Here is a 26,845-nt window from a genome sequence, read left to right on the forward strand (position 1 = left end):
CAGCTGAAACCATCCTCGTTTTCCCTTAAATAAGCATATTTTTAAGGCAGTAATGCCTATATAACTGATCAATAATCGACATTGCAAAATCATTAGCAACGGCATAGTAAATATTCTTGCCAACGCGCCGCGTTTTAACCAATTTAGCCCGCTTTAAAGCGCCTAAGTGTTGGGACAACATCGGCTGATGAATATTAAGCAGATTCTCTAACTCACCAACACATCGCTCACCTTTACTTATTTGGCAGAGCAGCAGCATGCGATCTGGATGAGTTAAGGCCTTCAGTAATTTAACCGCCTCACCAGCCGAATGCTGCATTTTTTTTAAATCAATTAAATTTCGAGCCATCAACATATAGCACTGTTCTTAAAACAATCAGCGGTTTTAATTTAGCGGCACACCCTGCAGTGGGCGCCCCTCTAAAGTCCATAAATAAGCCGAGCCATCATAAAGTTGAATCGACTTATTGCCCACTAATTCAGAAACAATAAACCAGGTTCCAGAAGCTAAGTGACCAGTATTGCAATAACTAATTGCTGGGCCCGTGGGCTTAATTCCATTTGCTATCAATAGAGCGGAATATGTCTCAGGTTTGAAAAAATATAGGGCTCCATTCACAGATTTAGTTAGCAAATCTGGCGAAAATTCCTTAGCGCCTGCAATATGTCCATAAGCACCAATATCGGGTTTTTTAGACGTACCAAAATATTGCATAGGTAAGCGTGAATCAATTAACTGCGCTGCACCTGTTTTTGAAGCATTAGCCACATCTTCCGAGCCTGCAATTAACTCTTTACGGGCTGACTTTGCCACCCAATTTCCTACTTGCTTTGTGGCGGCACTAGTAACAAATGTACGCCCATCTGCCAACCAGCCAGCCATACCACCGTCTAATACAGCTACTTGATTTTCACCATAAACTTTAAATTGCCAATACATTCTTAAGGCCTCATCCACATCAGAAATATCTTGGCCTACAGGTACTAAAATAATCGGCTTATTTGCGTTAATTCCAGCCGCTTGAATATATTTTTCAAAATCAGCTTGTTCGGGAATTAAAAACTTGACCTTACGACCATCGACTAAGCGCTCTACTCGAGCATTTTTAAAATTGAGCAAAGTCGAGTTTTCAATATGCCCCCCAACTTCACTTAGGCTTTTTTTGCCACTCGCCTTATCAGTAACAAACTCTGGATTTCGACCAAAGCTAGTTATATCTGAACGTACATCAACAATTTGCACTGCTGACAAATTGTTTGCCAACCACTCAGCATTAACAACTGGGCCAGGTAAGGTGATAGCGTAGGCTACGCTTGTCACCATTGCGCAAGCAAATAAGATTAATCCTTGAATTTTTTTCATTTTTATACCTTTTTTATACAAATAAATGATCCGCAAGTCGATCCATATAATGAATTTTTTGCTCTGTTAAAACATGATATTTACGATTCTCTAAAGCTAAATTTTTATTACCGTCTTTGATAGCTAATGCCGTTATTTTTCTGTCCCGCTTCACTATTAACTCACGCATCTCAACATAAAATAATGTAGTTAAGGCGCTAACCCATCTGCCTAATGGCCCTAATGGCCCTTTTACTGATACATCAAAATCTTGAAGGGCTGCAATGACCGTTGGCGCCTTGGCCCATTGCTCTCCTGTTACCCATTGATTAGTGGTGAACAACCGCACTGGCAAGCCCTTTTGATCTAGTGCAATACCAATCAGGTGAAAGAAATGATTGGGCTGTTTAGCACTACGTTTAAATAAATGAAAATGGCCGTGCTCACCTTTCTGCATCTCATCAGCAGCATGCGCGTGGTAATAGAACTCATACCCTCCCTCACCATCAACCAAGTCCTTGCTAGGATAGTGCCGCCATTCGACAAATTGCTTTGCCCCACATAATGCTGCTTGGCTTAATGTCAGCCCCTTTTTAGCATATTTGGTTTGCACACTAAGCAACTCTTGTGCAGCTAAACAAAGAATAGATTGAGTGAGCATTTATTTCACTGGTGAAGTTAAATAGTTAAGAATTTTTATCAAGGCTATAAAATTAATCGGCTGATTTACGCTTTTTTGGACCACAAGGGTTAGCTGGTCCACATGGATTGGCAGCCTTCTTTTTGGCGGGCCCACAGGGATTTGCATCTGCTTTTTTTGCTGGTCCACAAGGATTTTTTTGCTCAGCATTTGCGGGTTTTTTATCTGGCGCATCTGCTGACAAAGCAACAGGTGCAGCAGCCAAGCCCGCTAAAGCCAAAGCTAATGCAGCGATAGTATTTTTCTTAGACATAATTTTCCTTATTAAACAATTAAATGGTTGAAATGATTAAGACTGCTTTACTGTGCAGGCATTCATAGCTTCTACAGCAGAAATCGAACCCCCGACTTGTTTTTCCATCCATGTACCAAGTACAAAAATAGCCAACGCAGCAGCAATCATAAAAAGATTAATTACTCCAGCGGACACTTGCAACGCCTCTGGTAATGTTGATGCTTTTACGTATTCACCAGCTGAAGTCAAAAACTCAATACTAGAAAATATATCGGCAAAAATCCAAGTACCAATGATTAACCCAATTAAAAATAAACCGGCATCTATGCGGCCAGAAACAAAGCCAACCACGGAAGTTCCAGGGCAATATCCGCCAATGGCAAAACCTGCTCCTACTAGAGCCCCACCAAGAGCGGCTGCCCCTAAAAATGCAGGCGGTACAAATAAATCAGCGGCATCGATATACCCCATTTTTTCTAATAACATAATGCCTACTGAAGCAAAAACGATCGCAGTAAACATCACTTTAAATACTGACCAATCAGTTAAACGGAATTGAGCCGTTAATTTACAGGGGCTACCAAACCCAGCGCGCTCTAAAACAAAACCGAAGGCGGCACCTAAAAGTAGCCCAGAGATGATGGAATTCATATTTATGCCTTTTCTTTCATTAAACGGCTAATGACTAAGCCGGTAGCAAAAAATGTACCTAAAAAAACAAACCCGGCAAGCCCCAATACTGCTGTGCCCGATAAACCCAGACCGCTAGTACATCCCGCTGCAATACGTGCCCCAAAACCAGCTAAGACCCCACCCAGTAGCGCTGTTAAGGGACGCTTACTACCCCCTAAAAAACGTTTACCATCAGTTTGCAGCTTAAATCGATTAGCCAGCCAGGCAGAGGCGAAAGCGCCAATAGCCAAGCCAATAACCTGCCAAGTTATCCAGCCATTTAACGGGTTTCCATCCTCCACCATGCCGCCAAGGTATTCATTAGCTGCAGTCATGGTCGGCATTGTTGTCATGCCAATCCATGCTGTAAGACGGGTTGTAAACCCAGTTGCGCCTAGGCCATGCCCAGTGACGACAAAACTAGCTAATAAGACTAGGCCCAAAGCCAGCCCAGCATAAAGGGGGTGCCAATATGGCTCTGGTTTAGTACTCTGCTTTACTTGACTCATTTTATTTCCTAATAAAATGTAAAATTACATTATGTTTTAAAGTATATTATAAAAAAGATATAAACGCAAACTATTTATAAAAAAACTAAAATTAGGTGAAAATTACAACAATTTAGCTATTTATAGCCTTAAGAAGCTATTTTGAGGCCCAACATAGAACGCGCCTCAGCAGCTGAGGCCAAATCTCCACCTAGGTCTTCAATAATACGTTTTGCTTTAGTAACTAATTCAGCATTACTTTGACAAAGCACACCCTTCTTGAGAAAAATATTGTCCTCTAAGCCAACCCGTGTATGGCCCCCATATAACCAAGATTGCGCCACAATTGGGAACTCAAAGCGACTAATGCCAAAAGCTGACCATCTAGCCCCAACAGGCAATTGATCGCGTAAATAGAGCAAAGTGGCGGGATCAGCGTTTAAGCCATACTTCACCCCCAACACAAAGCTAAATAAACCAGGGCCATCAAGTGTGCCATCAGCAATTAAATCCAAAGCTAAATTGAGGTCACCCGTATCAAAAATTTCTAATTCAGGAAGAACTCCAGCATCGCGAATCACTTTGGCCATTTTGCGCACGTTTAATGGCGTATTAATCACAATATCTGTCGCGCCATTCATCGTATTAAAATCTAAAGAACAAATATCAGGCTTTAACTTGGTAATATGCTCTACGCGCTTTAAGGGATGGCATAAAGTAGTTCCTGGAGCAAAGACCTTAGGATCATCTTCACTAGGAATAAAGCGACCACCTGGCCCGGTTGTTAGATTAATAATAAGCTCTTTGTTTTGCGCGCGAATTAACTCAACTACTTTGGCGTATAAATCAAATTCCATTGACTGTTTACCCGAAACTGGGTCGCGCACATGAATATGCACGGCAGCAGCTCCAGCAGCGCCAGCCCCCAAACAAGAATCGGCTATTTGTTGTGGAGTAATAGGCAAATAAGGGGTCATCTCTGGCTTTGTTAAGCCGCCAGTTACTGCGCAAGTTAGGATGGTTTTTGCCATTGAGATAAAGCCCCTGTATTTAAAGATCAATTAAAAGAGATGGTACAAAAACATTCCCTAACCCTTCAGCGATTTTTCCGCTTTATCTAAAAAGGAATAATCTAAGTATTTTCCAACCCAAGCATCCGTATTTGCGACTAGCGCAGGATCAATCTTGCCTTGCTCAGAAATAGTTTTCAGAATTAAGCGGGTTGAAGGCATATCTAAGCGGGGTTCAGTAAGTAACACTGAGTTCAAGGCCATTAGCGCCACGGGTTTAGCGGTCGGATCATTCATTTTTTTAGCAATAATTTCTGCAACCTCATCCCTAGGTTTAGTTTTAATAAAATTCATCCCTTTTAAGGTGGCCTTTAAAAAACGCACTACTGCATCAGGATTATCTTTAATAAAGGTGGGATGAAAAACCAAGTCCAAACTCTCCGCATTGGGTATGGGTGGTAACTGCACTATGTAATGGGTATCTTTGGCTTTAGAAACTGCTAATGCTGAAGCTGGCTCCCAAGCAATAAATGCGTCTACCTCTCCGCGATCAAGCATGGCAGCAATATCACCAACGCGACCAGGCACCTTTTGGAATTTAAGATTTTGGGTTTTTTCAACATAAAATAAAATGGCATCGTGAATTGTGCCAAGCCCAGGTGTTCCTACCTTTTTGCCATTTAAATCAGCATAAGATTTAAATTGTTTATGGCCAACCAGTGGCGCATTGTATTTAGTGACCGAACAAAGCATCGAAAATTGTCCGCCGCCTGCAGCATATTGCATGATCGGTGCCAAGCCACACATTACAGCGTCTAAGTTTTTATTTAAATCGAGTAACGATGCTGGGCCATTGGGATAGGTGCGCCGATCAATTTGAATGCCCTCTTGATCGTAATAGCCTTGATTTTCAGCCACCCAAATAGCTGCATAGTCAACCTCAGCGCCAGCTTGATCTGCTAGCCTAATAACTGTTTTTTTGCTTTGTGCAAATAACGGCGTGCCCATCGGCAGCATGGTCCCCAGCGATGCTGCTGCACCCATACCTAAAATATTTCTGCGATTTTTATTAGTATTAATCATCTCTCTTCTCCTGTTTAAAAAGTGATTTTTAACTGCTTAAACTACTTTATCTACCCCTACTTTTGATGCAAAAAAGAAAAGCACTTGGCTCTTAATTCCGTAAATTCAAGGCTCATTAAATTCCGTGGTCGTGGCAAGTCGATTGGTAAATCAGCCTTAATAGAAGTGGGCTTTTCAGAAAGAATAATGACGCGATCGCCTAAAAAAACTGCCTCTTCTAAATTATGTGTAACAAAAACAATCGTCCGTTTCAAATTTTTCCAGATATCCAAAACCTCTTGCTGCATTCTTTCTCGTGTCGGTTGATCTAGACTTACAAATGGTTCATCCATTAAGATTAAATCTGCATCCGTTGCAAAAGCTCTGGCAATTGAAACTCGCTGCTTCATGCCGCCAGAAATCTGATGCGGATAAAAACCCTCGAACCCACCAAGCCCAACAATGCGAATCACCTCTTCTACTTTTTGTTTTATTTCGGCTTTCTTTAATTTCTTAATTTTTAAGCCTGTGGCAATATTTTCCCAAACGGTTAGCCACGGCAAGGTAGAGGGTTCTTGAAAAACAAAAGAAATACTATGTTTTTTTGGATTGACGATTTCACCGTCTAACAATACGTCGCCTTTTGACGGTTTTAATAAGCCGCTAAGAATATCAAGTAAGGTTGTTTTACCGCAGCCACTGGGACCGCAGATACACAAAAATTCATTTTCTTTAACCGAAAATTGAATATCGCCATGTACGACCAAATTACCATACTGGTGAGAGATAGCAACTTGAAGTTTGGAGTTTAAATTTGTCATCATTTAGCTTGATAAGCCCTTAAAGGGTAACCTGCCATCTCCACTTAAATAAATAACGCTCAGCCATTAGTAGCAACTCATTCAAAACAAAGCCAATTGCACCAATCACAATCATGCCAACAATAATTTCTGGAATCTTTAATAATTCAGCATAGTTCAGCATCATGCGTCCCAAGCCCTCATTAATCCCGCCAGCTAATTCAGCTGCAACAATGGTCAGCCAAGCGGCACCCATCGCCACTCGCATGCCCCCTAAAATATCTGGAAGTACGGTAGGCACCACCACATGCATTAAGGTATAAAACTTCGAGGCGCCATAAACGGCTACTACCTTCTTATGCAAAGGTTCAACCCGCTGAACTCCCACTAAGGTTGACGTATAAACCGGAAAAAAAGCGCCAAGAAAAATTAAAAATGCAAAGCGCGTATCGCCTGCAAATAAAATAATGGCCAAGGGAATCCAGGCAATGGGTGGAATAAAGCGAAAAGGCTCCATGACCGAGCGGGTTGAGTTGTATAGGCTTTTATTTAGGCCCATCAACAAGCCAAGTGGTACTCCCAAAAAAACACCCAGATTAAAGCCCAATAAAACCCGATATAAACTCGCCCATGCATGGGCTCCGAGTGAGATACCTTGGGTATCACCTTTTACAAGTAAATTTTTAAATGCCTTGAACACAGCATCTACTGGAGGGAAAAATGGTGAAGCAACCCAACCCGCTAGTAATTGCCATAACAATAAAAATGCTGCTAAAGCAAGGACATTAAGCCCGGCAGCCTTAATGCCTGGATTCATTTTTTTACTAGTGGAACTAAAAAAAGAGCTGAACAATTTATTCCATCCGGTTTAAAAAATTGGTTTCAACAAAACGAGTATGCACATCACCTGTCATAAATTCAGAAGAGCTAATCAGTTTTCTTTGAAATTCACGCGTAGTCTCCACGCCCTCAACTTGCATTTCTAATAAAGCCCGTTGCATACGTGCAATTGCCTCAGCTCGATCACGGCCCCAGCAAATTACCTTACCTAGCAGGGAATCATAAAATGGGGGGATCACATATCCCGAAAATAAATGACTATCCATTCTGATACCAAAACCACCGGGTGCAAAATACTCGTTAACCCTGCCCGGATTAGGTCGAAAATCATTGGCTGCACTTTCGGCATTAATGCGGCATTCAATTGCATGCCCTGTTAAACGGATATCTTTTTGCTGCAAACTCAGACCCTCCCCTGCAGCTATTAGTATCTGAGCCTTGACCAAATCAATGCCAGTAACCATTTCAGTTACTGGATGTTCAACCTGAATCCGGGTATTCATTTCCATAAAATAAAATTGCTTTGAAATAGGGTCAAGCATGCACTCAATCGTGCCCGCGCTGCGGTAATTAACATGTTTGCAAAGTTGAATGGCTGCATTGCCAATATCGGTGCGCAATTTCTCACTTAACACTGGAGAGGGGCTTTCTTCTACCAATTTTTGATTGCGGCGCTGCAAAGAACAATCTCGTTCACCGAGATGCAAAACATTTTCACCGTCACCCAGCACCTGTACCTCTATATGCCGTATGCCCGTCAGAAACTTTTCCATATAAAGCGAGCCGTCACCAAAAGCAGACTTTGCCTCCTGGGAGGCCTCAATATAGGCCGATTCGACTTGCTCGGCATGATTAACAATGCGCATGCCTCTTCCCCCACCTCCTGCACTTGCCTTTAATAAAACCGGGTAGCCAATTTTGTCTGCGATACTGGCCGCCTCTTTTGCATCTTGTAAAATTCCATTTGAACCTGGCGTGGTCGGAATACCGGCCTCTTTTGCCAGGCGAATAGCCGTAGCCTTATCGCCCATTAAGCGAATGGAAGTTGAACTTGGGCCAATAAAAATATAGCCCTCGCGCTCGCAACGCTCTGCAAAATCGGCATTTTCAGATAAAAACCCATAGCCAGGATGAATTGCATCGACCCGAAAGAGATAGGCAGCCGTGAGAATTTTTTCAACGTTTAAGTAACTCTCACTAGCCCGAGCAGGGCCTATGCACATCGATTTATCTGCCATAAAAACCGGCAGTGATTGGCTATCTGCCTCTGAATACACCTGCACAGTTTCAATACCAAGCTCTTGGCAAGCCCGAATAATACGCACTGCAATTTCACCGCGATTAGCGATTAGCAGTTTTTTAATGGGTTTTGCTTTACGCATTGGGCTTTATTAAAATCAATATTTGGCCATATTCAACTGGCTCACCATCACCAACCAAAATTTCACTTACCACCCCATCAACACCAGCCGGTAATGAATTCATCAACTTCATTACCTCAATAATGCACACTACTGAATCGATTCCGACCTTAGCGCCAATCTCAATAAATGGGGGAGCACCTGGTTCCGGAGAGCGATAAAAGCTGCCAACCATTGGCGCCTTAATACCAACCAAACCAGAAGGCGCCACCATCATTTTTTTACTGACGACCGTTTGTGGTGCAGCACTTATTTCGGCGCTTACTACAGCACTTTGCGCGGGCGCAGAGGCCTGCCCTACGATGCCAGAGCGTTGAAAAGACCGGGCCTGTGAATTGGCAGAATTTTTTCGTAAATCAATTTTAATATCGCCATACTGTAGACTAAACTCCGAAAATTGTGGTGAATCCTCTACTAAGCGAATGATCTCCATCAAATCCTGATAATTTAAATTGCGCTCAGACACCACTATCTCCTTGTTTTAAATTTGGAATCATTATTACCCAGCAATTTCAATATTCAGGCCAGGTTTAGATACATGTATCCGACTTGTCTTAGGTCGCCGACTCAATTCTTTAATTAACGAAACAACCGAGTGCTCAAAAACATATTCAGTTTTCATTGCGCCCGCTGCTAACATATCATCAACTTGCGATCCTGCAAACATATAGCGCAATAAGCGCTCATCATCACTGGCGTGCGGATATTTCTTTCTTAATGCCTTCACGCCTGGTTCGCGCGGCGTGGGGTTTAAACCGATTTGTTTAGAGCCATTCTCTATGATCCGATCCAAAACGCTTGGCTCGACTGGTGCTAATAATTTACCGTAATACCCTAAAGCATATTTTTTAATTTCATTAGGCACAACGCGATAACGCTCGCCATGCAAGACATTTAATACCGCCTGGGTACCCACAAATTGCGCAAACGGTGTAATCATAATTGGGTAGCCGAGCTCTTGTCTGACCCTAGCACACTCATCTAGAAGTGCATCAAATTTATCTGCAATGCCAGCCTGGTCTAATTGAGAGCGAAAATTACTCAGCATGCCGCCAGGTATTTGATGCTGATAGTGAAAAGCGTTATATTCCAAAATCTGCCCAACAGGCTTATCTTCAAGTTCAGCAATGCGCTGAAAATGGGCGCCAATTTCATCAATTACCTCATCATTAATTGATAGGCGATAGCCGTCTAGCCTTAAATTTTTAGCAACACTTTGTGTAGCAGGCTGTGCAGCGCCATTTGCTAGCGGCGCGATCGAAGTATGCAACTGATCGGCGCCAAGCTTGACGGCCTCTAAATACATTAATGGGGCAATACCTGTTAAGCAATGTCCATGAATTTCGAGGGGTACTGTACCCATTACTTTTTTAAGCGCAGGAACTAAAGTGCGAATACGATCAACCGTTAATAAACCGCCAGCATCCTTGAGCATAATGGCATCAACCGTACCACTGGCAATTAATTGCTTAGCAGTTTCAACGTATAGCTCATCAGTATGAACTGGGCTTAAACTGTACGAAAGCGCGCCAAATGTATAAACCCCCAAGGCTTTTGATACCCGCGTGGTGGCTAACATATTGGCAACGTCATTGAGGCCATCAAAAGCACCAACCACCCTAAAGCCGTTGGCAACTAAGCGCTCTACCCAGAGCTCAATAATATCGTCGGGAACAAAGTCAAATGAGGCAATATTTTTACTGCGTACCAATGTCCGCAGTGGCGTTTTTTTAATTAGCTTACGCATCAGTCGAACGCGTTCCCACGGGTCTTCTTTTAAGTAGCGCACACAAACATCAAACTGGATGGTTCCTGCCAAATCAATTTGATCAAAGCCAGCCTGATCAATTTGTTCTGCGATTGGCAGCATATGGGCGGTCGTCATGCGTGTTGCCCATAAGCATTGGTGAGCATCGCGTAAAGTTGTATCAATAATGCCTACGGATTTATCCACAACCATTCCTTTATTCAAGATTATGTTGGCTTATACCCACGCTACGCCCTTCTCAAAGCGATCATCAGTACCAATATGTAAATCGCCATTTGGCGCTCTCAACAAAGCTGAGGTTGGCCCAAAATATTCTGCAGCATGAATTTTCAACCCCTGATAACGCTTAGCTAGCACTTCATCCTCTAGCTCTAATTCGCCATTTGGCGTAACCGAGACACGCAGACGGTTAATTGCTTGTTGTAGATTGCCAGTTTTAGAGCTCATTTCTAAAATAATTTGTAAGATAATTGCTGGTATGCGAGGTCCGCCCGGAGAACCCGAAGCAATTTGATCGCCATTTTTCTTTAGCATTACATTAGGTGAGAGATTGGTCACACAAAGCCATTTCCCAGAAGCGCGCGACTGGCGGAATAAATTGCCAGCGCAATTTAAAACTACCCCCGTTCCTGGAGTTATTAGGCCAGATCCAAACCATAATGGTCCCTGTGTAAAAGTACAAGAAACTGTCATACCCTTGGTATCGCTGATACAAAAATGAGTTGTATGCTGCTCTGCTGCCTTAGTAACTGCAAAAGCCTCTCTTTTATTTCTCCAGCCTATCCGCAAAGCATCTGCAACTAGAGCAATATAATTTTTTTCTGCCTGCAGTTCTTCTAGTCCTATATTCGACAATTGTTGCAGCGCATCTTGGACGATTCCAAAACCAGAAGTTAAGGGGTTTGGGCCATAAATAGTTGACCCGTGAAATGCTACTGGATTACCAACATCAAGCTTGGCCTGCTGCTGATTAAAGTTTTCTTTACTTAACCAGCCGCCATGTTCTAATAAAAATTGGCTAGTAGCAGCGGCAAACTCACCTTGATAAAAAAATCCAACGGGATCCGCTTGAATGTGAGTGAGTGTATTTGCTAGCTCTGCCTGAATAAGGCGATCACCAGCCTGCAACCATTTGCCATCAGGGGCAAAAATGGCCTTAAAGTTGTCTGGAAACTGGTCCGCACGCGCTGCAGCCCAGCTTAAGGCCATTTGTAAATTCTGACCGACAATGAAGCCCTCCTGCGCCGCAGCAATAGCCGTGTTTAGTAATGGCGCAAAGTCTTGTGACCCAAATTCTTGGTGAGCCTTAAGCAAGCCACTTAACACTAAGGGGGTAGAGACTGAAGCAGCGCTACCAAAATAATTTACGCCGATTTTATTAGACGTCAGTAATGCTGGATTGAATTCATTGGCTACCGTAGCATTGAAATCAATGGTTATAGGGATTTCATGGGGCGTTTTTTGAATCACCATAAAGCCGCCATACCCACCTATTCCGCAATTTGCAGGATCAAGCACAGCTAAAGCCATAGCAACTGCAACAGTTGCATCGATAGCATTGCCGCCATGCTCCATCGTTTTAGCACCCGCATCTGCAGCAATTTGATGAGAGCAAACTACCGCCCCACGCATTTTTATCTCCTAAGTGCGATTTAATCGACTATATTTTTTAATTTTTAACAATAAAGCTTAGTTAGATTATTGAGAGTTGGGAAATTTGTCAAGACTTACTATATATTAACTTGTGCAGCGCAAAATTCTAAGGCGCAGCGTAAGATAGTAAGCACTACGGTCCTATAACCACAATAAACAAATGAGCGAAGCCCTTTTTTATAAAAAATATAAGCCTCAACATAGGGTTAACGTGAGGAAATATGAAGTTTTACGTGAATCCATCTTGGCAGCCATTCAAGATGGGTATTGGAAATGTGGGGTCAAGCTACCTACCGAGTTAGAGCTTTCAAAATCTACTCCATTTAGTCTTGGAACAATTCAAAAAGCTATTGGCAGCCTCACTCGCGAGGGATTTTTACAGCGCAAGCGTGGATTGGGCACCTTTGTTATTCCAATTGAAAAACGTATCGGTGGGCCCTGGATCTTTCGCTTTCTTGAAAAAGACAGTGCAGAATTTGTGCCCATGTCGACCCAAGTAGTGAAGAGGAAATTAATCCGCTCTACAGAATCATGGGCCCATTGGTTAACGGCAGGGAAAATAAACGTTCAATTACTCCAAATCAATCGCGTTATTCAGGCCGGGGAATATACTTTTTATAGCAAATACTTTCTTGATCCAGAACAATTTCCAATTATTGCTAAAACTCCATTGAAAGAATTAAATAGCGCTAATTTTGCCGGATTAATTCAAGATCATTATCAAATTTACCTTGAAAAAATTGACCGGACGATTCAATGCATTGCCTTGCCAAGCACGATCAATCAACTCTTGGGCCAAGCAAAAAATACCAAAGGGGTGCTAGTTGAGATTATGGCGAGTGGCCAGCGATCGAAACCGATTTTTTATCAGCAACTCTTTTTGCCACCCAATGGGCCAAGGCTCTTTTTTGGGCAAAGTGGAACTTAAGTTAAGCCATTTAGCTAACGCTTTATCGCTCTACTCGAACAAACCCATCACGATTTGGCATAGTTACTAAAGGCAATGTTTTAGCATTCATCATATCATCAAAACCGATAATTTTATTCATATACAAAATATAGGCAGTGACGCCATATACTTCGTCATCAGTTAATGATTGTGGCGCCTGATGCGGCATCGATCTTTTTACATAGTCAAAAATTGTTGCCGTATAGGGCCAAAAGCTGCCCACAGTTTTAACCGGTTTTTCAGTATTAAGCGCTCCGCCACCAACCAATTGATTCGCAACGCCGCCTTGACCTTTATCGCCATGGCATAAAGCACATTTTGCTTGATAAATCGATGCACCTATTTTTGGGGTACTAGAGCCCGCTGGCAATCCTATCCCACTTTCACTTATATCAATATTCCAAGCTGCTACTTGCGCCTCAGAAATTGGTTTTCCAAGCTTGGTGGGGCCAGAGGTAGCCTGGTTAGTGCTGCACGCAGCTAAGAAAAAAAAGCCGGTAAAAAGGAGTAGCGGCTTAACGTCCATTAGATACCTCGCCATTACTTGCAACAATCCAGGGTTGAATTGCATTGTTATGATAAAAAGCATTTGAGCTTCTTGCTTGTAATACGGACTCTAAGCTAGGCTGCACATCGCCATTTGAATCATAAGCTCGACTCATTAATACCGCCTCTTCACCATTCCAGTTCCAGGCCATGCTAAATTTAGTTAAGCATTTATCTAAAATAGGGGCTTGTAGCGTTGCCTCATTCCAAGATTTACCGCCATTTACCGAAACTTCTACCCGCCTTATTTTTCCACTACCAGTCCAAGCTATTCCGGAGATTTCATAAAAACCTTTCCCCTTTAATTTCATGACAGCCGAAGGAGTGGTAATGACTGATTTAACCCCCATCAAAAAAGTAAACTGCAGGGCTTTGCCATCTGCCCCTAAGTCGGTATAAGCAGAAGTTTCCTCCCGTGTTTGCCAAGCCTCTGTACCCAACTTAAGACGACGCAACCACTTAATACTCATATTACCTTCAAAGCCCGGTAAAAATAAACGCAATGGATAACCCTGTTCTGCTCGTAACATTTCACCATTTTGACCATAAGCAACAATAGCATCATCAAGTGCTTTTTGAATCGGAATACTGCGAGTCATTGCCGCGCTATCAGCCCCCTCGGCCAATACCCATTTAGCTTCAGGCTTTACCCCAGCCTCTTGAAGAAGTGTAGATAAACGAACTCCAGTCCATTCACAACAGGATAAAAGCCCATGGGTTTCTTGAACCGTTGCCCAAGTTTTCTTTTTTAATTCCGCCCAAGTATTTCCAGAGCACTCTAAAAAATGAATTTGGCTTACCGAGGGAAATCGTACCAGATCATCCATGGTAAAAATCAGTGGTCTATCTACTAAACCATGAATGACTAGACGATGTAAGTTAGGATCAATTTCTGGAATGCCACCATGATGGCGCTCAAAGTGAAGGCCATTTGGTGTAATAATCCCGTGAAGTTTTTGAAGTGGGGTTTTAGAGCCATTTCCATAAGGGTCACGAACAACATTTTTCTCGAACTTAGTTGGTAGACCATAAGTTAAGTTCGGCTGACCCTGTCGTTGAATCTTCGTCCAAGGATCAATCGTTAAAAAATTAGCTGGGGCTGGAGCTTGAGCATGCGTTAGCCCTGATTGAATTGAAGCACCAACACCTGCGCCAGCTAAAATAGATGACTTAATAAATTTACGTCGATTTAGAGTATTGTCTTCCTTTGGCATTACCCCTCCTTCTTCTGCTTATTATTTTTCTACTTTATCTCAAGAATGCATCAAATCCATAGAGGAATACCCTAAATTGAATACAAATTAAAATCACGGTTAATGTTCCAGAAGTGCTGCAACTAGCTTGCTCGCTTTAATTGCCCACCGTATTTTCCAACTTACCAAGCCCCTCAATTTCGATAGTAATAACATCTCCAGTTTTCAAAGGACGAGGCGGCTTCATCGCATAACCCACTCCTGAAGGCGTACCGGTCGCAATAATGTCTCCGGGCTCAAGAGTAAGGCCAGCTGATAATTCAGCAATAATTCGCGGAATGGTAAAAATCATTGTCGAAGTATTCCCATTTTGTCTCTGCTCGCCATTTACTTTTAAGGAAATTGCCAATTGATGCGGGTCGGCAATGGCAGACTTATGAGCAACCCAGGGGCCAATTGGACAACTACCATCTAGACTCTTGCCCTTAAACCATTGTCCGTGCCGCCGCTGAATTTCACGGCCAGTAACATCATTCAAAATAGTATATCCAAATATAGCGTCGTTGGCCCTATCTTCACCAATATTTACCCCGCCCCGCCCAATCACAATGGCTAACTCAGCCTCATAATCCAGCATGGCAGTTAAGCCAGCATGTAGCGGTATTGTTGCGCCATGCCCAATTACAGCCGTTGGCGCCTTAGTAAACAATTCAATAAATTCAGGAAATAAATTAGGTTCGCGGCCCTGCGCAATATTGCCTTCAATAATGTGTTCCCGATAGTTACGACCAACACAAAAAATATTTTTATGAGGTTTCGGTATAGGAGCTAACCATTGCAAATCCTGAACTTCAATCCATTTGGTCGCGGACTGATGTAATTTCGCCGCAATTACAAGACCCGCATTACCTACACTAATTAATTCACCAACATTGCTCGGCGCTAAAGCTTCGGGCCAAATTTCCGTTAAATTGACTAAGGCCTGTAACTGGGAATTTTGAGCCATTCCTAGCTGTGGACGTCCATTTAAATTAAAGGTACAAAAATACATAAAAGCCTTTCAAATAATTCTTTATGGAATCACTGCAATTGCATTCATTTCAATTAAGTAATCCAGTGAAACAAAGCGCGATATTTCAACCATCGTAGATGCAGGTAAAGGCGCTTTAAAATATTCGCGCCGCACCTTGTGAATGACATCAAAATGCTCCATGCCGATCACGTAGACATCGACCCGGCAAATATCAGCCATCGTGCCGCCTGCTGCCTCAACCGCATTCTTTACATTCTCACAAACCTGGCGGGTTTGCGCCTCCATATCGCCAATTCCCGCAATAGTGCCATCGGGTTTATGCGCGGTCATGCCAGAGATAAAGACTAATTTACCTTTAGCCTCTACTACTGTTGCCTGAGAGAAATGTCCACCTGGTTTTTTAATATTAGTTGTTGAAATTTCTTGCTTTGTCATCAATTTTCCTCAAAGAATAAAATGGCGCTAATCGGGTTGTATATTCAATCGCTCAATAATTGTTGCCCAACGGGGAATCTCTTTATTCATTTGATTAGTCAGGTCTTGAGGGGTACCGCCAACTAGTTCGCCCCCACCAGCGTTCACCTTTTGAATAAGTTCGGAGTTTTTCATCGCTTCGTTTAGCGCTTGATTTAATTTATTAATAATCTCAGGGGAAGTTCCTTTAGGCGCTAATAGCGCCATCCACGACCCCATGTCTAAGCCACTATAGCCAAGTTCTGCCAAAGTAGGAATATCAGGTAAAACATTTAAACGTTTGCTTGAAGTAATCGCTAATGCCCGTAACTGCCCCGATTTGACAAAGGGTGCTGCTGAAGGAACAAGCTCTAAGGCTACATCGGTTCTGCCGGCAACCATATCAGTTAATGCTGGGCCGCTGCCTTTATATGGAACGTGTACCCATTTGACTCCCATGCGTTCTTGAAAGTATTCCCCCATTAAATGTAATACGCTACCAGTACCAGCAGAAGCCATATTCAATTCTTTAGTTTTAGATAACTTAACTAACTCGGCAATATTATTGACTGGTAAATCTTTACGAATTACTACAATGCCTGGATTATTAACAAACCAAATAATAGGCGCCAAGGATTGGCGAGGATCAAAATTCGCTTTTTTAAAGATGGAGGGACTTACTGTTAACGGGCCTGCTGAACCCACTGCAAGCGTATAGCCATCTGGCGCTGCCCTTGCAACCTCTTGCATTGCCAGCATCCCGCCTACACCAGGGCGATTTTCAATGATAAAAGTTTGATTAAACGCCTTTTGTAAAATTTGGGCCATCATTCTTCCCGCTCCATCAACAGCACCACCTGCGGGAAATCCAACAATCATTTTGACTGGACGATTAGGATAATCTGACTGGGCATAAAGATTGCTAGTAGAGAATAAAACCAATGCGAGAGGTAGCAAGAAGAAATACTGCTTAATATTCATTTTCATCATGAATCCCTTAGAAATATTTTTATCAAAATACACTAAATCTCATCAACTATAAAGGAGCGTAAAGTTGCTACGCCTTCAATTGAACATTCAATGACATCGCCAGGCTTTAAGTACAGTTCCTCAGCATTTGGCTTACCTACCGCTACACCACCGGGCGCGCCAGTAGAGAATAAGTCACCAGCCTCGATCGGAATATAGCGCGAAAAATGCTCCAAAATATCGGCTATTTTCCATATCTGTTCACTCGTATTTACCCGCATTCTCACTTGGCCATTAACCGCACAGGTCATCCATAAATCATAAACGTTTGGAATTTCATCAAGCGTAATGATTTCTGGTCCAAGTGGACCAAAGCCCGGAATATTTTTCCCCGTCCAGAAACGTGAGCCCGATTTAACCTCTCTTAGTTGCAAATCGCGACAAGTTAAATCATTTAAGATAGTGATGCCAGCAATATAGCTAAGCGCTTCTTCGCCTTTGGCCTTTAAAGCTCTTTTTCCCATGACAAAAACCAGCTCTGGCTCATAGTCAAGATGCGTAATACCTTTAGGTCTAATTACCTTATCATTATGAGCACTAAGACAAGAATTTAACTTCACAAAACAAGTTGGTTCCTCAGGCATTTCTTTAATTAAATTGGTACGTTTTAGTTCCTCTAAATGCGAGCGGTAATTCTTGCCGACACATAAAAATTTATCAGCATTGCTAATGGGGGGTAAATAGTTTATTTTGTCGTCAGGAAGAGTCAAATCAAGTAGAGCATGATTTGACTTAAGGCTAGCTACCCAAGTTTTTGCTAACTGCATCGTTGCATCTCCCGCCGCTAGAAAAGATTTCATATCAGCAGGAAAATTTGCTATGTTATTGCGCATGGCGGATTCACTAAAAGGCAAAATACAATCCCCACTAGCCAGCGGAATGCGCGCACCAATTTCTGCAGCAGACGACCCTGCGCGAATAAAAGTAATTAATCTCATATTGCCCTATTTAATTGCTAATCAATTTTGATATTTTTTTCTCGAATTAACTTTGACCATTTTAGTTGATCCGTTTTTACTAGGTCGGCAAATTCCTCAGGCGAGCCACCGGATGGCTCGATGCCGCGCTCCAACATTTCACGTCGTACTTGAAGTAACTTTAGAACCTTATCAATATCGGTATTAATCTTGGTGATCACGCTTTTAGGTGTATTGGGTGGAGCAAAAAGCCCGAACCAGCCCACTGCACTATAGGTCGGTAAGCCTGCTTCAGCAATAGTAGGTAAATTAGGAATAGATTGAGATCGCTTGGCACTAGTCACTGCTAAGGCCTTTAAATTGCCAGACGTTACTTGAGGCATCACTGTTTGCGCTGGCGCAAACATCACATTAATATGACCCCCTAATAAATCCGTCATTGCGGGCCCTGTCCCCTTGTAAGGTACATGAAGCATTTCAACTCCTGCAACCGCCTTAAATAATTCTCCTGATAAATGCGAGGCCGAACCAGGACCAGATGAACCAAAGCGAATTAAGCCAGGATTTTCTTTTGCTGCAGCGATTAATTGTTGTACCGAATTAATTTTTAAAGCTGGGCTTACGGTTAAAACATAAGGTGACGCAGAAATCAAACTAATCGGCGCTAATTGATTAACTAAGCGATCCGGCAATGCGGTAGTAGCAACCAATAAGGTATATCCATCTGCCGGCGCGCGAATTACGGCATCTGCTCCAACAGCCCCAGAAGCACCGGGACGATTTTCAATCACAATCGATTGTTTCCACATCTCTGATAAGGGAGGGGTAATAATGCGCATCAGCGTATCGGTCCCTCCCCCCGGCGGAAATGGCACAATAACCTTGATGCTTTTAGATGGAAAAACGTCACCCTGTGCAAATGCACCAACCGCATATGTTATGCCTAGGAGGGAGTACAAAACAAATATTTTTAGATATAGCTTGAATTGCACGAGTATTCCTTTTTTTATCAATAATATTTATAGCAACTAAAAAAACACGACCTCTCGTAAACGTTTAATATACCTGAGGTGTCGCAAAATCATTCAAAACTAGATATGGATTCAAGGGGTAGCAATGACCGTTAATGCCAAAACACGACCGATTGATATGATTGGTTCGGATATCGATATTATCGACTCTAATCACGATATCTTGGGTGAGTCGCTTATTTGGGATAAAGATAAACAGCTTCTCTGGTGGGTAGACGGTATAGGGATGTTTATTCATCGACTTGATCCCAGTACAAATAAAAAACAAAGCTGGCAAATGGCTGAAGAAATTGGCTCCATTGGCTTACGTCAAAAAGGGGGTCTTGTCGTTGGCATGCGCTCTGGCCTTTATTTTTTCGATCCGGAAAATGGTTCATTAACTGAAATAGTCAAGCCAGATGCTGATCGCCCAGGGAATCGGTTTAATGATGGCAAAGTAGATCGGCATGGCCGCTTTTGGACTGGCACTGTACAAGCTAGCGCATACACTCCGCGCGGCAGGCTATGGCGCCTCGATGCAGATCTTAAGGCAAACCTCATCATGGAGGGTATTACCTGTATCAACGGTATCAGCTTTAGTCCTGATAATCGCTTAATGTATTTCACAGATTCTTTTAGTTGTCGCATTGACGTATTCGATTACGACGCAACTGATGGGGCTATTTATAATCGCCGCCATTTTGCGGATGTTCCGCTCGGTCGCGGTATCTGCGACGGCTCTACTGTAGACGCCGATGGCTGCTTTTGGAGTGCCAATATGGATGGCTGGTGCGTTACCCGTTATGACCCCAGAGGCAGAATTGATACCGTCATTAACCTTCCAGTGCGCCGAGTAACCAGCTTATGCTTTGGCGGCCCTAATTTAGATACTTTATATATCACTACTGCGCGCCGTCGCATGAAAGAAAAAGAGTTAGCTCAACAACCGCTAGCAGGCTGTTTGCTCGCAGTTAACACAGGTATTCAGGGATTAGAAGAACCTAAGTTCTTAGGTTAATCCAGCCGATTTAACTTAAACAATATTAACTGGGCCACCATATGCTTAAGAAATTTCTAGTTGCTAATTTAATTTTAATATCTACATCTTTGGCGCTTGCGCAAACCTACCCAGATAAACCAGTAAAAATTGTAGTGCCATATACCCCTGGCGGAGCAACCGATGCCTTAGCAAGAAGTATCGCAATTCAACTTGCAAAAAAATGGGGGAAGCCTGTTCTAGTAGACAACAGAGGCGGTGCATCCGGCATGATTGGTGCTGAAGCTGTAGCTAAAGCTCAGCCGGATGGCTATACCCTGATGATTTCAGATAGTGCTCCTTATGTAATTTTGCCTAATTTATTTCCCAACATTAATTACTCACCCTTAAAAGATTTTGCGCCCATTACCTTAGTTGCACGTCAAGCCCCCATCATTGTTATCTCGACCAAAATACCAGTCAACACCATTAAGGAGCTGATAGCCTATCTAAAAGCTCACCCTGACACCCCTTATGCCTCTCTTGGCAATGGGTCTTATCCGCATGTCGCAATGGAAGACTTCCAAAAACAAACGGGTACCAAGTTACTCCATGTGCCCTATAAGGGCACGGCACAAATTATTACTGATTTGATTGGGGGGCAAGTAGACCTCTATGTTGGCACACTAGGCGCCTTTGAACAACATGAAAAATCGGGGAAAATTAAAATCCTCGCAGCAGCCACAGATAAACGGCTGCCATTTAGGCCAGACTTACCTACCGTGGCTGAATCAGGGGTTCCTGGATTTGCGATTAATGTTTGGTTTGGAATGGTTGCAACCGCAGGTTCCCCAACAGTAGCACTCAATAAAATCCATCAAGATATCGTTGAAATTCTAAAGAATAAAACTTTTATTGATGAGGTTTTAACCCCTCAAGCACTATTGCCTGGTGGAGACTCGAGGGCTGATTTTGGCGCCTTAATGAAAACCGATACTGCACGCTGGGGAGATATTATTAAGGCTGCCGGAATTAAACCTTCTTTATAACGATTGAGAAAATTGAGAATGACTAAGCTAAGCGAATACGCCGATAAATATCAAACCATCAAAATGAAGCGTCAGGATGGCATTCTTGAAGTGAAACTTCACACCAATGACGGCCCTTTGCATTGGAGTCTACTACCTCATGGAGAATTAGAGCGGGCTTTTTATGAGATTGGTCACGACCCAGAAAATGAAGTCATGATTCTGACTGGCTCGGGTGAAGTCTTTAGTGGTCCGCCCTGCCCACCCAATGGCCATAATCATGTAAGCCATCCGGTGACTGCCATGGAATGGGACAAAATTTATTGGGAGGGAAAGCATCTCTTGATGAACTTATTAAATATTGAAATACCTATTATTGGCGCTATTAATGGGCCAGCCTTACGTCATTCAGAAATTCCATTGTTATCCGATATTGTGCTCGCTAGCGACAATACAACGATTCAAGACTCAGCCCATTTTGCTGGTGGTTTGGTGCCGGGAGATGGTGTACATATTGTCTTTCCACACTTAATGGGCATCAACCGTGGACGGTATTTTTTATTAACAGGTCAAACTCTCTCAGCTCAAGAGGCAAAGGAGATAGGGCTAATTAGTGAAATCTTACCAGCAGATAAGCTATTACCACGCGCTTATGAGCACGCTCAATTTTTAATGCAACGCAGCCCGCTCTTACGACGCTATTCAAGAACCTTATTAACCCAAGAATTAAAACAAAAAATGCAGAATTTATTAGGCTATGGATTAGCGCTAGAGGGGCTGGCTGCCTCACATAAATCAACCTAGTTATCCAGTTAACAGTGCTGCACCCTTTTCGGCAATCATAATCGTGGCGGCATTCGTATTAGCAGAAATAACAGTCGGCATAGCGGATGCATCAATAACCCTTAAATTATTAACGCCATTGACACGTAACTGAGGGTCAAGAACTGCAGAAAAATCAGATCCCATTCGGCATGTACTAGTAGGATGAAAAACGGTTCCGCCATTATTTCGAGCAAAACTTTCTAAGGGCAATTGTCCAGGTAACTTCTCCTCTTGCCATAGATTACAAAAACTTTTCTGTCGATAAATTTCACGGCTCATTTCTAGGCCAGCCACTAAAGTTTTTATATCAACGTCAGCAGTTAAGTAGTTTGAGGTAATTTTTGCTTGTTCAAAAGGATTGGTCGATTGAATCTGTAATTCTCCCCTTGATTGTGGTCTACATTGACAGACCGAAACAGTAAAACCCGCGTACTGATGCAAAGGATCGCCAGGCTTATCTACCGATAATGGCATCACATTAAATTGAATATCAGCACGATCATCTTTAGCGTGGACTGTTTTTGCAAAACCGCCAACTTGCCCTGCACCTACTGTTAAAGGCCCCTTCTGCATCAATAACCACTCAAAACCCATTTTTGCTAAACCCAGAGGATTACGCACTTGATTGTTGAGAGAAATTTTATTTTTTAACTGAACAATTGTCCGTGCTTGGTAATGGTCTTGTAAATTTTTACCCACCTCAGGAGAGTCATAAATAATCGGAATTTTATGTTGACGCAACAAATTTGCTGGGCCGATTCCCGAAAGCTGCAAAATTTGCGGGCTTTGTAAAGCACCGCCGCTTAAAATTACTTCAGCATTACAATAATAGCGGTGAATCAATCCATTACTAATGCATTCGATACCAATGGCTTGATTATTGTCAATAATGACTTTTGATACCATGGTATTAATTAGCACAGTTAATCTATTGTCGCCTTCAACTGGTCGTAAAAAAGCTTCTGCGGCGCTTGAACGCCAGCGCCCCCGAATACTAAGTTGATATTTGCCTACCCCATAATCGGTCTCGCCATTAAAGTCTGTGTTCAATGGCAATCCATACTCATGTGCCGCCTCTAGCCAAGCATGGCAAGAGGGGTCATCATTTTTTAAATTAGAAACTCCAAGCTCACCACTCTGACCATGAAAATAACTCTCTTCTCCCGAATAACGCTCAGAGCGCTTGAAAAATGGCAATACACTCTCATACCCCCAGCCAGTTGCCCCCGCACGCTCCCAGTCGTCATAATCAGCGTGCTGGCCACGAATATAAATCAACCCATTTATAGAACTTGATCCACCCAATACCCTACCGCGAGGCCAAATTAATTTTCGGTTACCAGTTTCTAATTGTGGTTCAACCGCAAATAATCGTGAGTAACGTTCATCAAAAATAGTCTTAAAATACCCTACCGGTAAATGCAGCCAAAAGCCTTTATCTTGCTTACCCGCCTCGGTTAAAAGAACAGAAAAACCAGCACGAATTAAACGATTTGCCAGCAAACATCCTGCAGACCCGGCACCAACAATAATATAGTCCCAGGTCTGGGAGGGCGCGTTAGCCTTTGACATTATCCGTAAAAAGTTTTGATTCAAAATAGGTTTTAGCAGGAATAGGATTTTGAATATTCCCAGCTCTGGCATAAAAGTCAGTTACTTGTTGTAACCAGCCTATAGCAGTACCATTTTCAATCAGTTTCTTCCACTCGGCAGCGGTATTGTATTTAGAGGCCTTAAACTGCGCTTGTAGATCGGCAAGAGGCACCTGGCTATAGTTTGCTTTTTGAATAATGGGCAGAATTTCTTCAGAGTTTTTAATCAAATCATCATTTGCAGCCGCCCAGCCTTTAATTACACTAGCACAAATTGCACGATTTTTTTCCAAATAATCTGCCCGCACTGCCCATCCACCAAGAATCGCTGATTTCGGATAATAGGCTGAGGCATCAACTAACATTTTGGCTGAAGGTACTTTATCTCGTACCAAGACATTGAATGGCACCCACAAAGCAACAGCTGGAACAGCGCCAGAAATAAATGAGGTTACAGCTACTGGCATCCCTTGATTAACAATCTCTACATCTTTAGCAGGATCAAGGCCATTAGCGCGCAAAGCGGCATCTAAAAATACATGGGCCGTAGTTCCAATGGTGGTCGCTATTTTTTTACCTTTTAGGTCAGCCCAATCTTTAATGCCTTGATCTTGCCGAACCCAAAGCTGAGCAGTAGCAAATTCAATATTGTTAATAATGAACGCCTTACCTTGTCCACGAGCTGGGAAATTAGAAATAACCGCCCCCGTACTCAGCATATCTAGACTTCCGCCAATCATGGCATTAAATAAATCTAAACCAGTATTAAATTTATAGGGATCAAATTCAATTCCCTCCTTCGCCCACTGACCACGATGCACACCAGTCCATAGTTGACCTGTGACTGCAAGGGTATCAACATAGCCAACTTTTAATTTCACCTTTGATTGGGCAATAGCCGGAAAACCAGTAATTGCCAATGCAGATGCAGATGCAGCACCAACTATAAATTGACGACGATTAAATTCAGAATTATTTTTTTTCACCATAATCTCCTATTAATAAAGGCTTCTAGTCTAATTGCTAGAAAGTTTTTGTTGCGCCTCATATTCTTTCATAACCAAATCTCTCAGGCGCGACTTAAGAGAAATGAATTGGGGGTCATCATGAATTGACTCATGACGGGGATAAGGAAATGGAATTTCTATCACTTCTTTAATTTTAGCGGGACGAGCAGTTACTACAATAATTTTAGATGATAAATAAATTGCCTCATCTACAGAGTGCGTAATTAATAAAACCGTTTTACGCTCATGCTGCAAAACCTCAAGTAGTAAGTCTTGCATTTTGGCTCGGGTTTGAGCATCTAAGGCGCCAAAGGGTTCGTCCATTAACAGAAATTCTGGATTCGTAGCATAGGCACGGGCAATCGCCAAACGCTGTCGCATGCCTCCTGAAAGAGTGCGGGGATAAGCTAAAGCAAAATCAGTTAAGCCCATCAACTGCAGGTATCGGCTACATATTTCTTGATGTCGATCTTTGGGCACTTTACTATTTCGTAGAGTTAAGCCAAAGAGGATATTTTTTTCAACAGTAAGCCATGGGAAAATTCCGTACTCTTGGAAAATAACTCCACGGTTCTGAGAAGGACCATTAATTTCAACGCCATCAAGTTTTACCGTTCCTGATGTCGGCTTCACAAACCCAGCAATAATATTCATTAAAGTGGTCTTACCGCAACCCGATGGACCTACTATAGAAATAAATTCACCATCCGAGATTGAGAAAGAGATGTCATCAATAACCCGTAGCAAACCCTTGTCAACTTTAAAATCAACTGTCGCTTTTTCAAAGCGAATGCGATCCTGACTCATTGCGCTTCCACCCTATCTTGCCATTGAATTAATCGCTTAGTCAACGACCTTAAGATTAGGTCCATAGTTAAAGCCACACACCCAATTGCAATAATGCCAACATAAATAACGTCAAGCTGAAAAAATGATCCGGCACTTTGAATGAGTGCCCCTAACCCCTTTTGTGCAGCGACCAATTCAGATGCAACTAAAGTAGCCCAGGCGACTCCTAATGCCACTCGCAGTGCAGTCAAAATATGCGGCATTGTCAGCGGCACAATTACACGCGTAAATATCTCCCAGTCGGTTGCTCCAAGTGTATGGGCTACCTTAATATAAATTGGGCTAATCTGTGCAACGCCCTCATACATCACAATAACGCCTGCAAAAAATGATGCATAAAATAAGATAATAATTTTGGCAGGCTCGTCAATGCCAAAGTAAACAACCACTAAAGGAATTAGGGCGATTGGGGGCAACGCGCGAAAAAAATTAATAACCGGATCTAGAAAAGTGCGGACGTCTTTATACCAGCCAATTAAAAATCCTACCGGCACCGCTAAAGCAATGCCGCTTACTACCCCCAAAAAAACCCGCTGGGTCGACATAATAATATCGCCAAGTAAGCGACCATTCTTTAATAAGTCGTAAAATTTAGCAGCCACTTCGGGCGGGCTGGGCATGAGTGAGCGATCTACCAAGCTAGCCGAGATAATGATCTGCCATAGGGCCAATAAGATAAGCCAAGGGCTCAATAAAAGAGCAAGTTGCTTCACTTTGCTATAAATTTTTGCCTCCAATTTATAATCTTATAAATCAGAATAGCATAAGAGCGCAATTCTAAACACGGCTCACATTTAAAATCTAGTTGCCCATAGCTGTCATCCCTTAATGACAGCTATGTAATTGATAAAAATTTACTTGATTAATCCACAAGCAATCCGCGGACCAGAATTTCCAGCTGGCTGAGATTTATAGTCATCAGGATCGCGATGCACTACTACAGAACGACCTAAAATTCCGGTTGAGCTGTTATCAACTGAAAACCCGGTTAACTTAGCAGAATAAGTGGCATTTCCATTGGCATCTGATTTGATATTTGGCATATCACCTGCATGGCTCATATTGCTATTAGGCATACCGTGGTCTTTGGTATCAGGATTGAAATGGCCGCCAGCACTAGTCGCATCAGGCGCAGAGCAATCTCCTTTCTCATGCACATGAAAACCTTGCTCAGCATTGGGTTTAAGTCCAGCAAATTTACCCGTAACCAAAACATCATGACCCTGCCAAATAAATAGGACTTCGCCAGTTGTAGTTGAGCCTGAACGTGGCTCTAATTTGGCAGAAGCCTGTTGTCCATTGCCATGCTTCATAGACTGACATGCACTAAGCGAGATAAGACCAACAGTCCCCAAGGCTAAGGCAAGCGTTCTAAAAGAAAACTGATTTTGATCTAATTTTTGCATGAAAGGTCTCCTGTGTATTTTTAATAACCAAATTGTTGATA

At 42.6% G+C, this 26,845-nt stretch carries 30 protein-coding genes; 4 read left to right on the plus strand and 26 right to left on the minus strand.

Going from position 1 to position 26,845, the window contains the following annotated elements; genetic code table 11:
- Nucleotides 1-25 precede the first annotated feature (25 nt).
- From LZT22_RS02870 to LZT22_RS02935, 14 genes are all read right to left on the minus strand, one after another.
- Nucleotides 26-355, minus strand: coding sequence for a metalloregulator ArsR/SmtB family transcription factor (locus LZT22_RS02870; protein ID WP_233923540.1), 330 nt, complete (start codon nt 353-355; stop codon nt 26-28).
- Between the two features lie 30 nt (nt 356-385).
- The gene (locus LZT22_RS02875) at nt 386-1,363 is read right to left on the minus strand and encodes a sulfurtransferase (RefSeq protein WP_233923541.1); all 978 of its coding nucleotides are present in this window, start codon (nt 1,361-1,363) and stop codon (nt 386-388) included.
- 13 nt (nt 1,364-1,376) lie between these two features.
- Complete coding sequence (locus LZT22_RS02880; RefSeq protein WP_233923542.1) at nt 1,377-2,003, minus strand: hypothetical protein; 627 nt, start codon at nt 2,001-2,003, stop codon at nt 1,377-1,379.
- Nucleotides 2,004-2,055: 52 nt separating this feature from the next.
- Nucleotides 2,056-2,295 carry a hypothetical protein gene (locus tag LZT22_RS02885; protein ID WP_233923543.1) on the minus strand — a complete coding sequence of 80 codons (240 nt, stop codon included), beginning with the start codon at nt 2,293-2,295 and terminating at the stop codon, nt 2,056-2,058.
- Between the two features lie 36 nt (nt 2,296-2,331).
- Nucleotides 2,332-2,928, minus strand: coding sequence for a YeeE/YedE thiosulfate transporter family protein (locus LZT22_RS02890; protein ID WP_233923544.1), 597 nt, complete (start codon nt 2,926-2,928; stop codon nt 2,332-2,334).
- Between the two features lie 2 nt (nt 2,929-2,930).
- On the minus strand, nt 2,931-3,458 hold the full coding sequence (locus tag LZT22_RS02895) for a YeeE/YedE thiosulfate transporter family protein (protein WP_233923545.1): 528 nt from the start codon (nt 3,456-3,458) through the stop codon (nt 2,931-2,933).
- 128 nt (nt 3,459-3,586) lie between these two features.
- On the minus strand, nt 3,587-4,474 hold the full coding sequence (locus tag LZT22_RS02900; protein ID WP_233923735.1) for a 3-keto-5-aminohexanoate cleavage protein: 888 nt from the start codon (nt 4,472-4,474) through the stop codon (nt 3,587-3,589).
- 51 nt (nt 4,475-4,525) lie between these two features.
- A complete protein-coding gene (locus tag LZT22_RS02905) occupies nt 4,526-5,530 on the minus strand; it encodes an ABC transporter substrate-binding protein (protein WP_233923546.1) in 1,005 nt (334 codons plus the stop codon).
- A gap of 56 nt (nt 5,531-5,586) precedes the next feature.
- Nucleotides 5,587-6,330 (minus strand): ABC transporter ATP-binding protein, encoded by a 744-nt coding sequence (locus tag LZT22_RS02910; protein WP_233923547.1) that lies wholly within the window; start codon nt 6,328-6,330, stop codon nt 5,587-5,589.
- A 19-nt stretch (nt 6,331-6,349) separates the two neighbouring features.
- Complete coding sequence (locus tag LZT22_RS02915) at nt 6,350-7,126, minus strand: ABC transporter permease (RefSeq protein ID WP_233923548.1); 777 nt, start codon at nt 7,124-7,126, stop codon at nt 6,350-6,352.
- A 37-nt stretch (nt 7,127-7,163) separates the two neighbouring features.
- Complete coding sequence (gene accC, locus LZT22_RS02920; protein WP_233923549.1) at nt 7,164-8,531, minus strand: acetyl-CoA carboxylase biotin carboxylase subunit; 1,368 nt, start codon at nt 8,529-8,531, stop codon at nt 7,164-7,166.
- A complete protein-coding gene (gene accB, locus LZT22_RS02925) occupies nt 8,524-9,036 on the minus strand; it encodes an acetyl-CoA carboxylase biotin carboxyl carrier protein (RefSeq protein WP_233923550.1) in 513 nt (170 codons plus the stop codon). Before accB ends, accC begins: the two co-directional genes overlap by 8 nt.
- A gap of 33 nt (nt 9,037-9,069) precedes the next feature.
- Nucleotides 9,070-10,524 carry a pyruvate carboxylase subunit B gene (locus LZT22_RS02930; RefSeq protein ID WP_233923551.1) on the minus strand — a complete coding sequence of 485 codons (1,455 nt, stop codon included), beginning with the start codon at nt 10,522-10,524 and terminating at the stop codon, nt 9,070-9,072.
- Between the two features lie 30 nt (nt 10,525-10,554).
- Nucleotides 10,555-11,970: a gamma-glutamyltransferase gene (locus LZT22_RS02935; protein WP_233923552.1), complete on the minus strand. Its 1,416-nt coding sequence runs from the start codon at nt 11,968-11,970 to the stop codon at nt 10,555-10,557.
- 232 nt (nt 11,971-12,202) lie between these two features.
- Here LZT22_RS02935 and LZT22_RS02940 point away from each other — a divergent pair, with 232 nt between their 5' ends.
- Complete coding sequence (locus LZT22_RS02940; RefSeq protein ID WP_233923553.1) at nt 12,203-12,919, plus strand: GntR family transcriptional regulator; 717 nt, start codon at nt 12,203-12,205, stop codon at nt 12,917-12,919.
- Nucleotides 12,920-12,941: 22 nt separating this feature from the next.
- Here the strand turns inward: LZT22_RS02940 and LZT22_RS02945 are convergent, their stop codons facing one another.
- The 7 genes from LZT22_RS02945 to LZT22_RS02975 form a co-directional block, all read right to left on the minus strand.
- Nucleotides 12,942-13,466 (minus strand): c-type cytochrome, encoded by a 525-nt coding sequence (locus tag LZT22_RS02945; RefSeq protein WP_233923554.1) that lies wholly within the window; start codon nt 13,464-13,466, stop codon nt 12,942-12,944.
- Nucleotides 13,456-14,700, minus strand: coding sequence for a sulfite dehydrogenase (gene soxC, locus LZT22_RS02950; protein WP_233923555.1), 1,245 nt, complete (start codon nt 14,698-14,700; stop codon nt 13,456-13,458). The genes LZT22_RS02945 and soxC overlap by 11 nt, the downstream gene beginning before the upstream one ends.
- Before the next feature lie 136 nt (nt 14,701-14,836).
- The gene (locus LZT22_RS02955) at nt 14,837-15,730 is read right to left on the minus strand and encodes a fumarylacetoacetate hydrolase family protein (RefSeq protein ID WP_233923556.1); all 894 of its coding nucleotides are present in this window, start codon (nt 15,728-15,730) and stop codon (nt 14,837-14,839) included.
- Between the two features lie 21 nt (nt 15,731-15,751).
- Nucleotides 15,752-16,147 carry a RidA family protein gene (locus tag LZT22_RS02960; protein WP_233923557.1) on the minus strand — a complete coding sequence of 132 codons (396 nt, stop codon included), beginning with the start codon at nt 16,145-16,147 and terminating at the stop codon, nt 15,752-15,754.
- A gap of 27 nt (nt 16,148-16,174) precedes the next feature.
- Entirely contained in the window at nt 16,175-17,152 is a 978-nt protein-coding gene (locus LZT22_RS02965; RefSeq protein WP_233923558.1) for a tripartite tricarboxylate transporter substrate binding protein, read from the minus strand.
- Between the two features lie 35 nt (nt 17,153-17,187).
- Complete coding sequence (locus LZT22_RS02970) at nt 17,188-18,132, minus strand: fumarylacetoacetate hydrolase family protein (protein WP_233923559.1); 945 nt, start codon at nt 18,130-18,132, stop codon at nt 17,188-17,190.
- A 17-nt stretch (nt 18,133-18,149) separates the two neighbouring features.
- Nucleotides 18,150-19,103 carry a tripartite tricarboxylate transporter substrate binding protein gene (locus LZT22_RS02975; RefSeq protein WP_233923560.1) on the minus strand — a complete coding sequence of 318 codons (954 nt, stop codon included), beginning with the start codon at nt 19,101-19,103 and terminating at the stop codon, nt 18,150-18,152.
- 124 nt (nt 19,104-19,227) lie between these two features.
- Here LZT22_RS02975 and LZT22_RS02980 point away from each other — a divergent pair, with 124 nt between their 5' ends.
- From LZT22_RS02980 to LZT22_RS02990, 3 genes are read left to right on the plus strand one after another with little or no spacing between them, the layout of a single operon-like run.
- A complete protein-coding gene (locus LZT22_RS02980) occupies nt 19,228-20,139 on the plus strand; it encodes an SMP-30/gluconolactonase/LRE family protein (protein WP_233923561.1) in 912 nt (303 codons plus the stop codon).
- Nucleotides 20,140-20,180: 41 nt separating this feature from the next.
- Nucleotides 20,181-21,146 (plus strand): tripartite tricarboxylate transporter substrate binding protein, encoded by a 966-nt coding sequence (locus tag LZT22_RS02985; protein ID WP_233923562.1) that lies wholly within the window; start codon nt 20,181-20,183, stop codon nt 21,144-21,146.
- Nucleotides 21,147-21,164: 18 nt separating this feature from the next.
- Complete coding sequence (locus LZT22_RS02990) at nt 21,165-21,929, plus strand: enoyl-CoA hydratase/isomerase family protein (protein WP_233923563.1); 765 nt, start codon at nt 21,165-21,167, stop codon at nt 21,927-21,929.
- Here the strand turns inward: LZT22_RS02990 and LZT22_RS02995 are convergent, their stop codons facing one another.
- The 5 genes from LZT22_RS02995 to LZT22_RS03015 form a co-directional block, all read right to left on the minus strand.
- Nucleotides 21,930-23,522: a GMC family oxidoreductase gene (locus LZT22_RS02995; RefSeq protein WP_233923564.1), complete on the minus strand. Its 1,593-nt coding sequence runs from the start codon at nt 23,520-23,522 to the stop codon at nt 21,930-21,932.
- Nucleotides 23,509-24,528: an ABC transporter substrate-binding protein gene (locus tag LZT22_RS03000; protein ID WP_233923565.1), complete on the minus strand. Its 1,020-nt coding sequence runs from the start codon at nt 24,526-24,528 to the stop codon at nt 23,509-23,511. The genes LZT22_RS02995 and LZT22_RS03000 overlap by 14 nt, the downstream gene beginning before the upstream one ends.
- Before the next feature lie 30 nt (nt 24,529-24,558).
- Nucleotides 24,559-25,356 carry an ABC transporter ATP-binding protein gene (locus tag LZT22_RS03005; protein WP_233923566.1) on the minus strand — a complete coding sequence of 266 codons (798 nt, stop codon included), beginning with the start codon at nt 25,354-25,356 and terminating at the stop codon, nt 24,559-24,561.
- Nucleotides 25,353-26,111 carry an ABC transporter permease gene (locus LZT22_RS03010; RefSeq protein WP_233923567.1) on the minus strand — a complete coding sequence of 253 codons (759 nt, stop codon included), beginning with the start codon at nt 26,109-26,111 and terminating at the stop codon, nt 25,353-25,355. Before LZT22_RS03010 ends, LZT22_RS03005 begins: the two co-directional genes overlap by 4 nt.
- 141 nt (nt 26,112-26,252) lie before the next feature.
- Complete coding sequence (locus LZT22_RS03015; RefSeq protein WP_233923568.1) at nt 26,253-26,804, minus strand: superoxide dismutase family protein; 552 nt, start codon at nt 26,802-26,804, stop codon at nt 26,253-26,255.
- Nucleotides 26,805-26,845: the final 41 nt, after the last annotated feature.

Source organism: Polynucleobacter sp. IMCC 29146 (genome assembly GCF_021395195.1).
Lineage (GTDB): Bacteria > Pseudomonadota > Gammaproteobacteria > Burkholderiales > Burkholderiaceae > Polynucleobacter.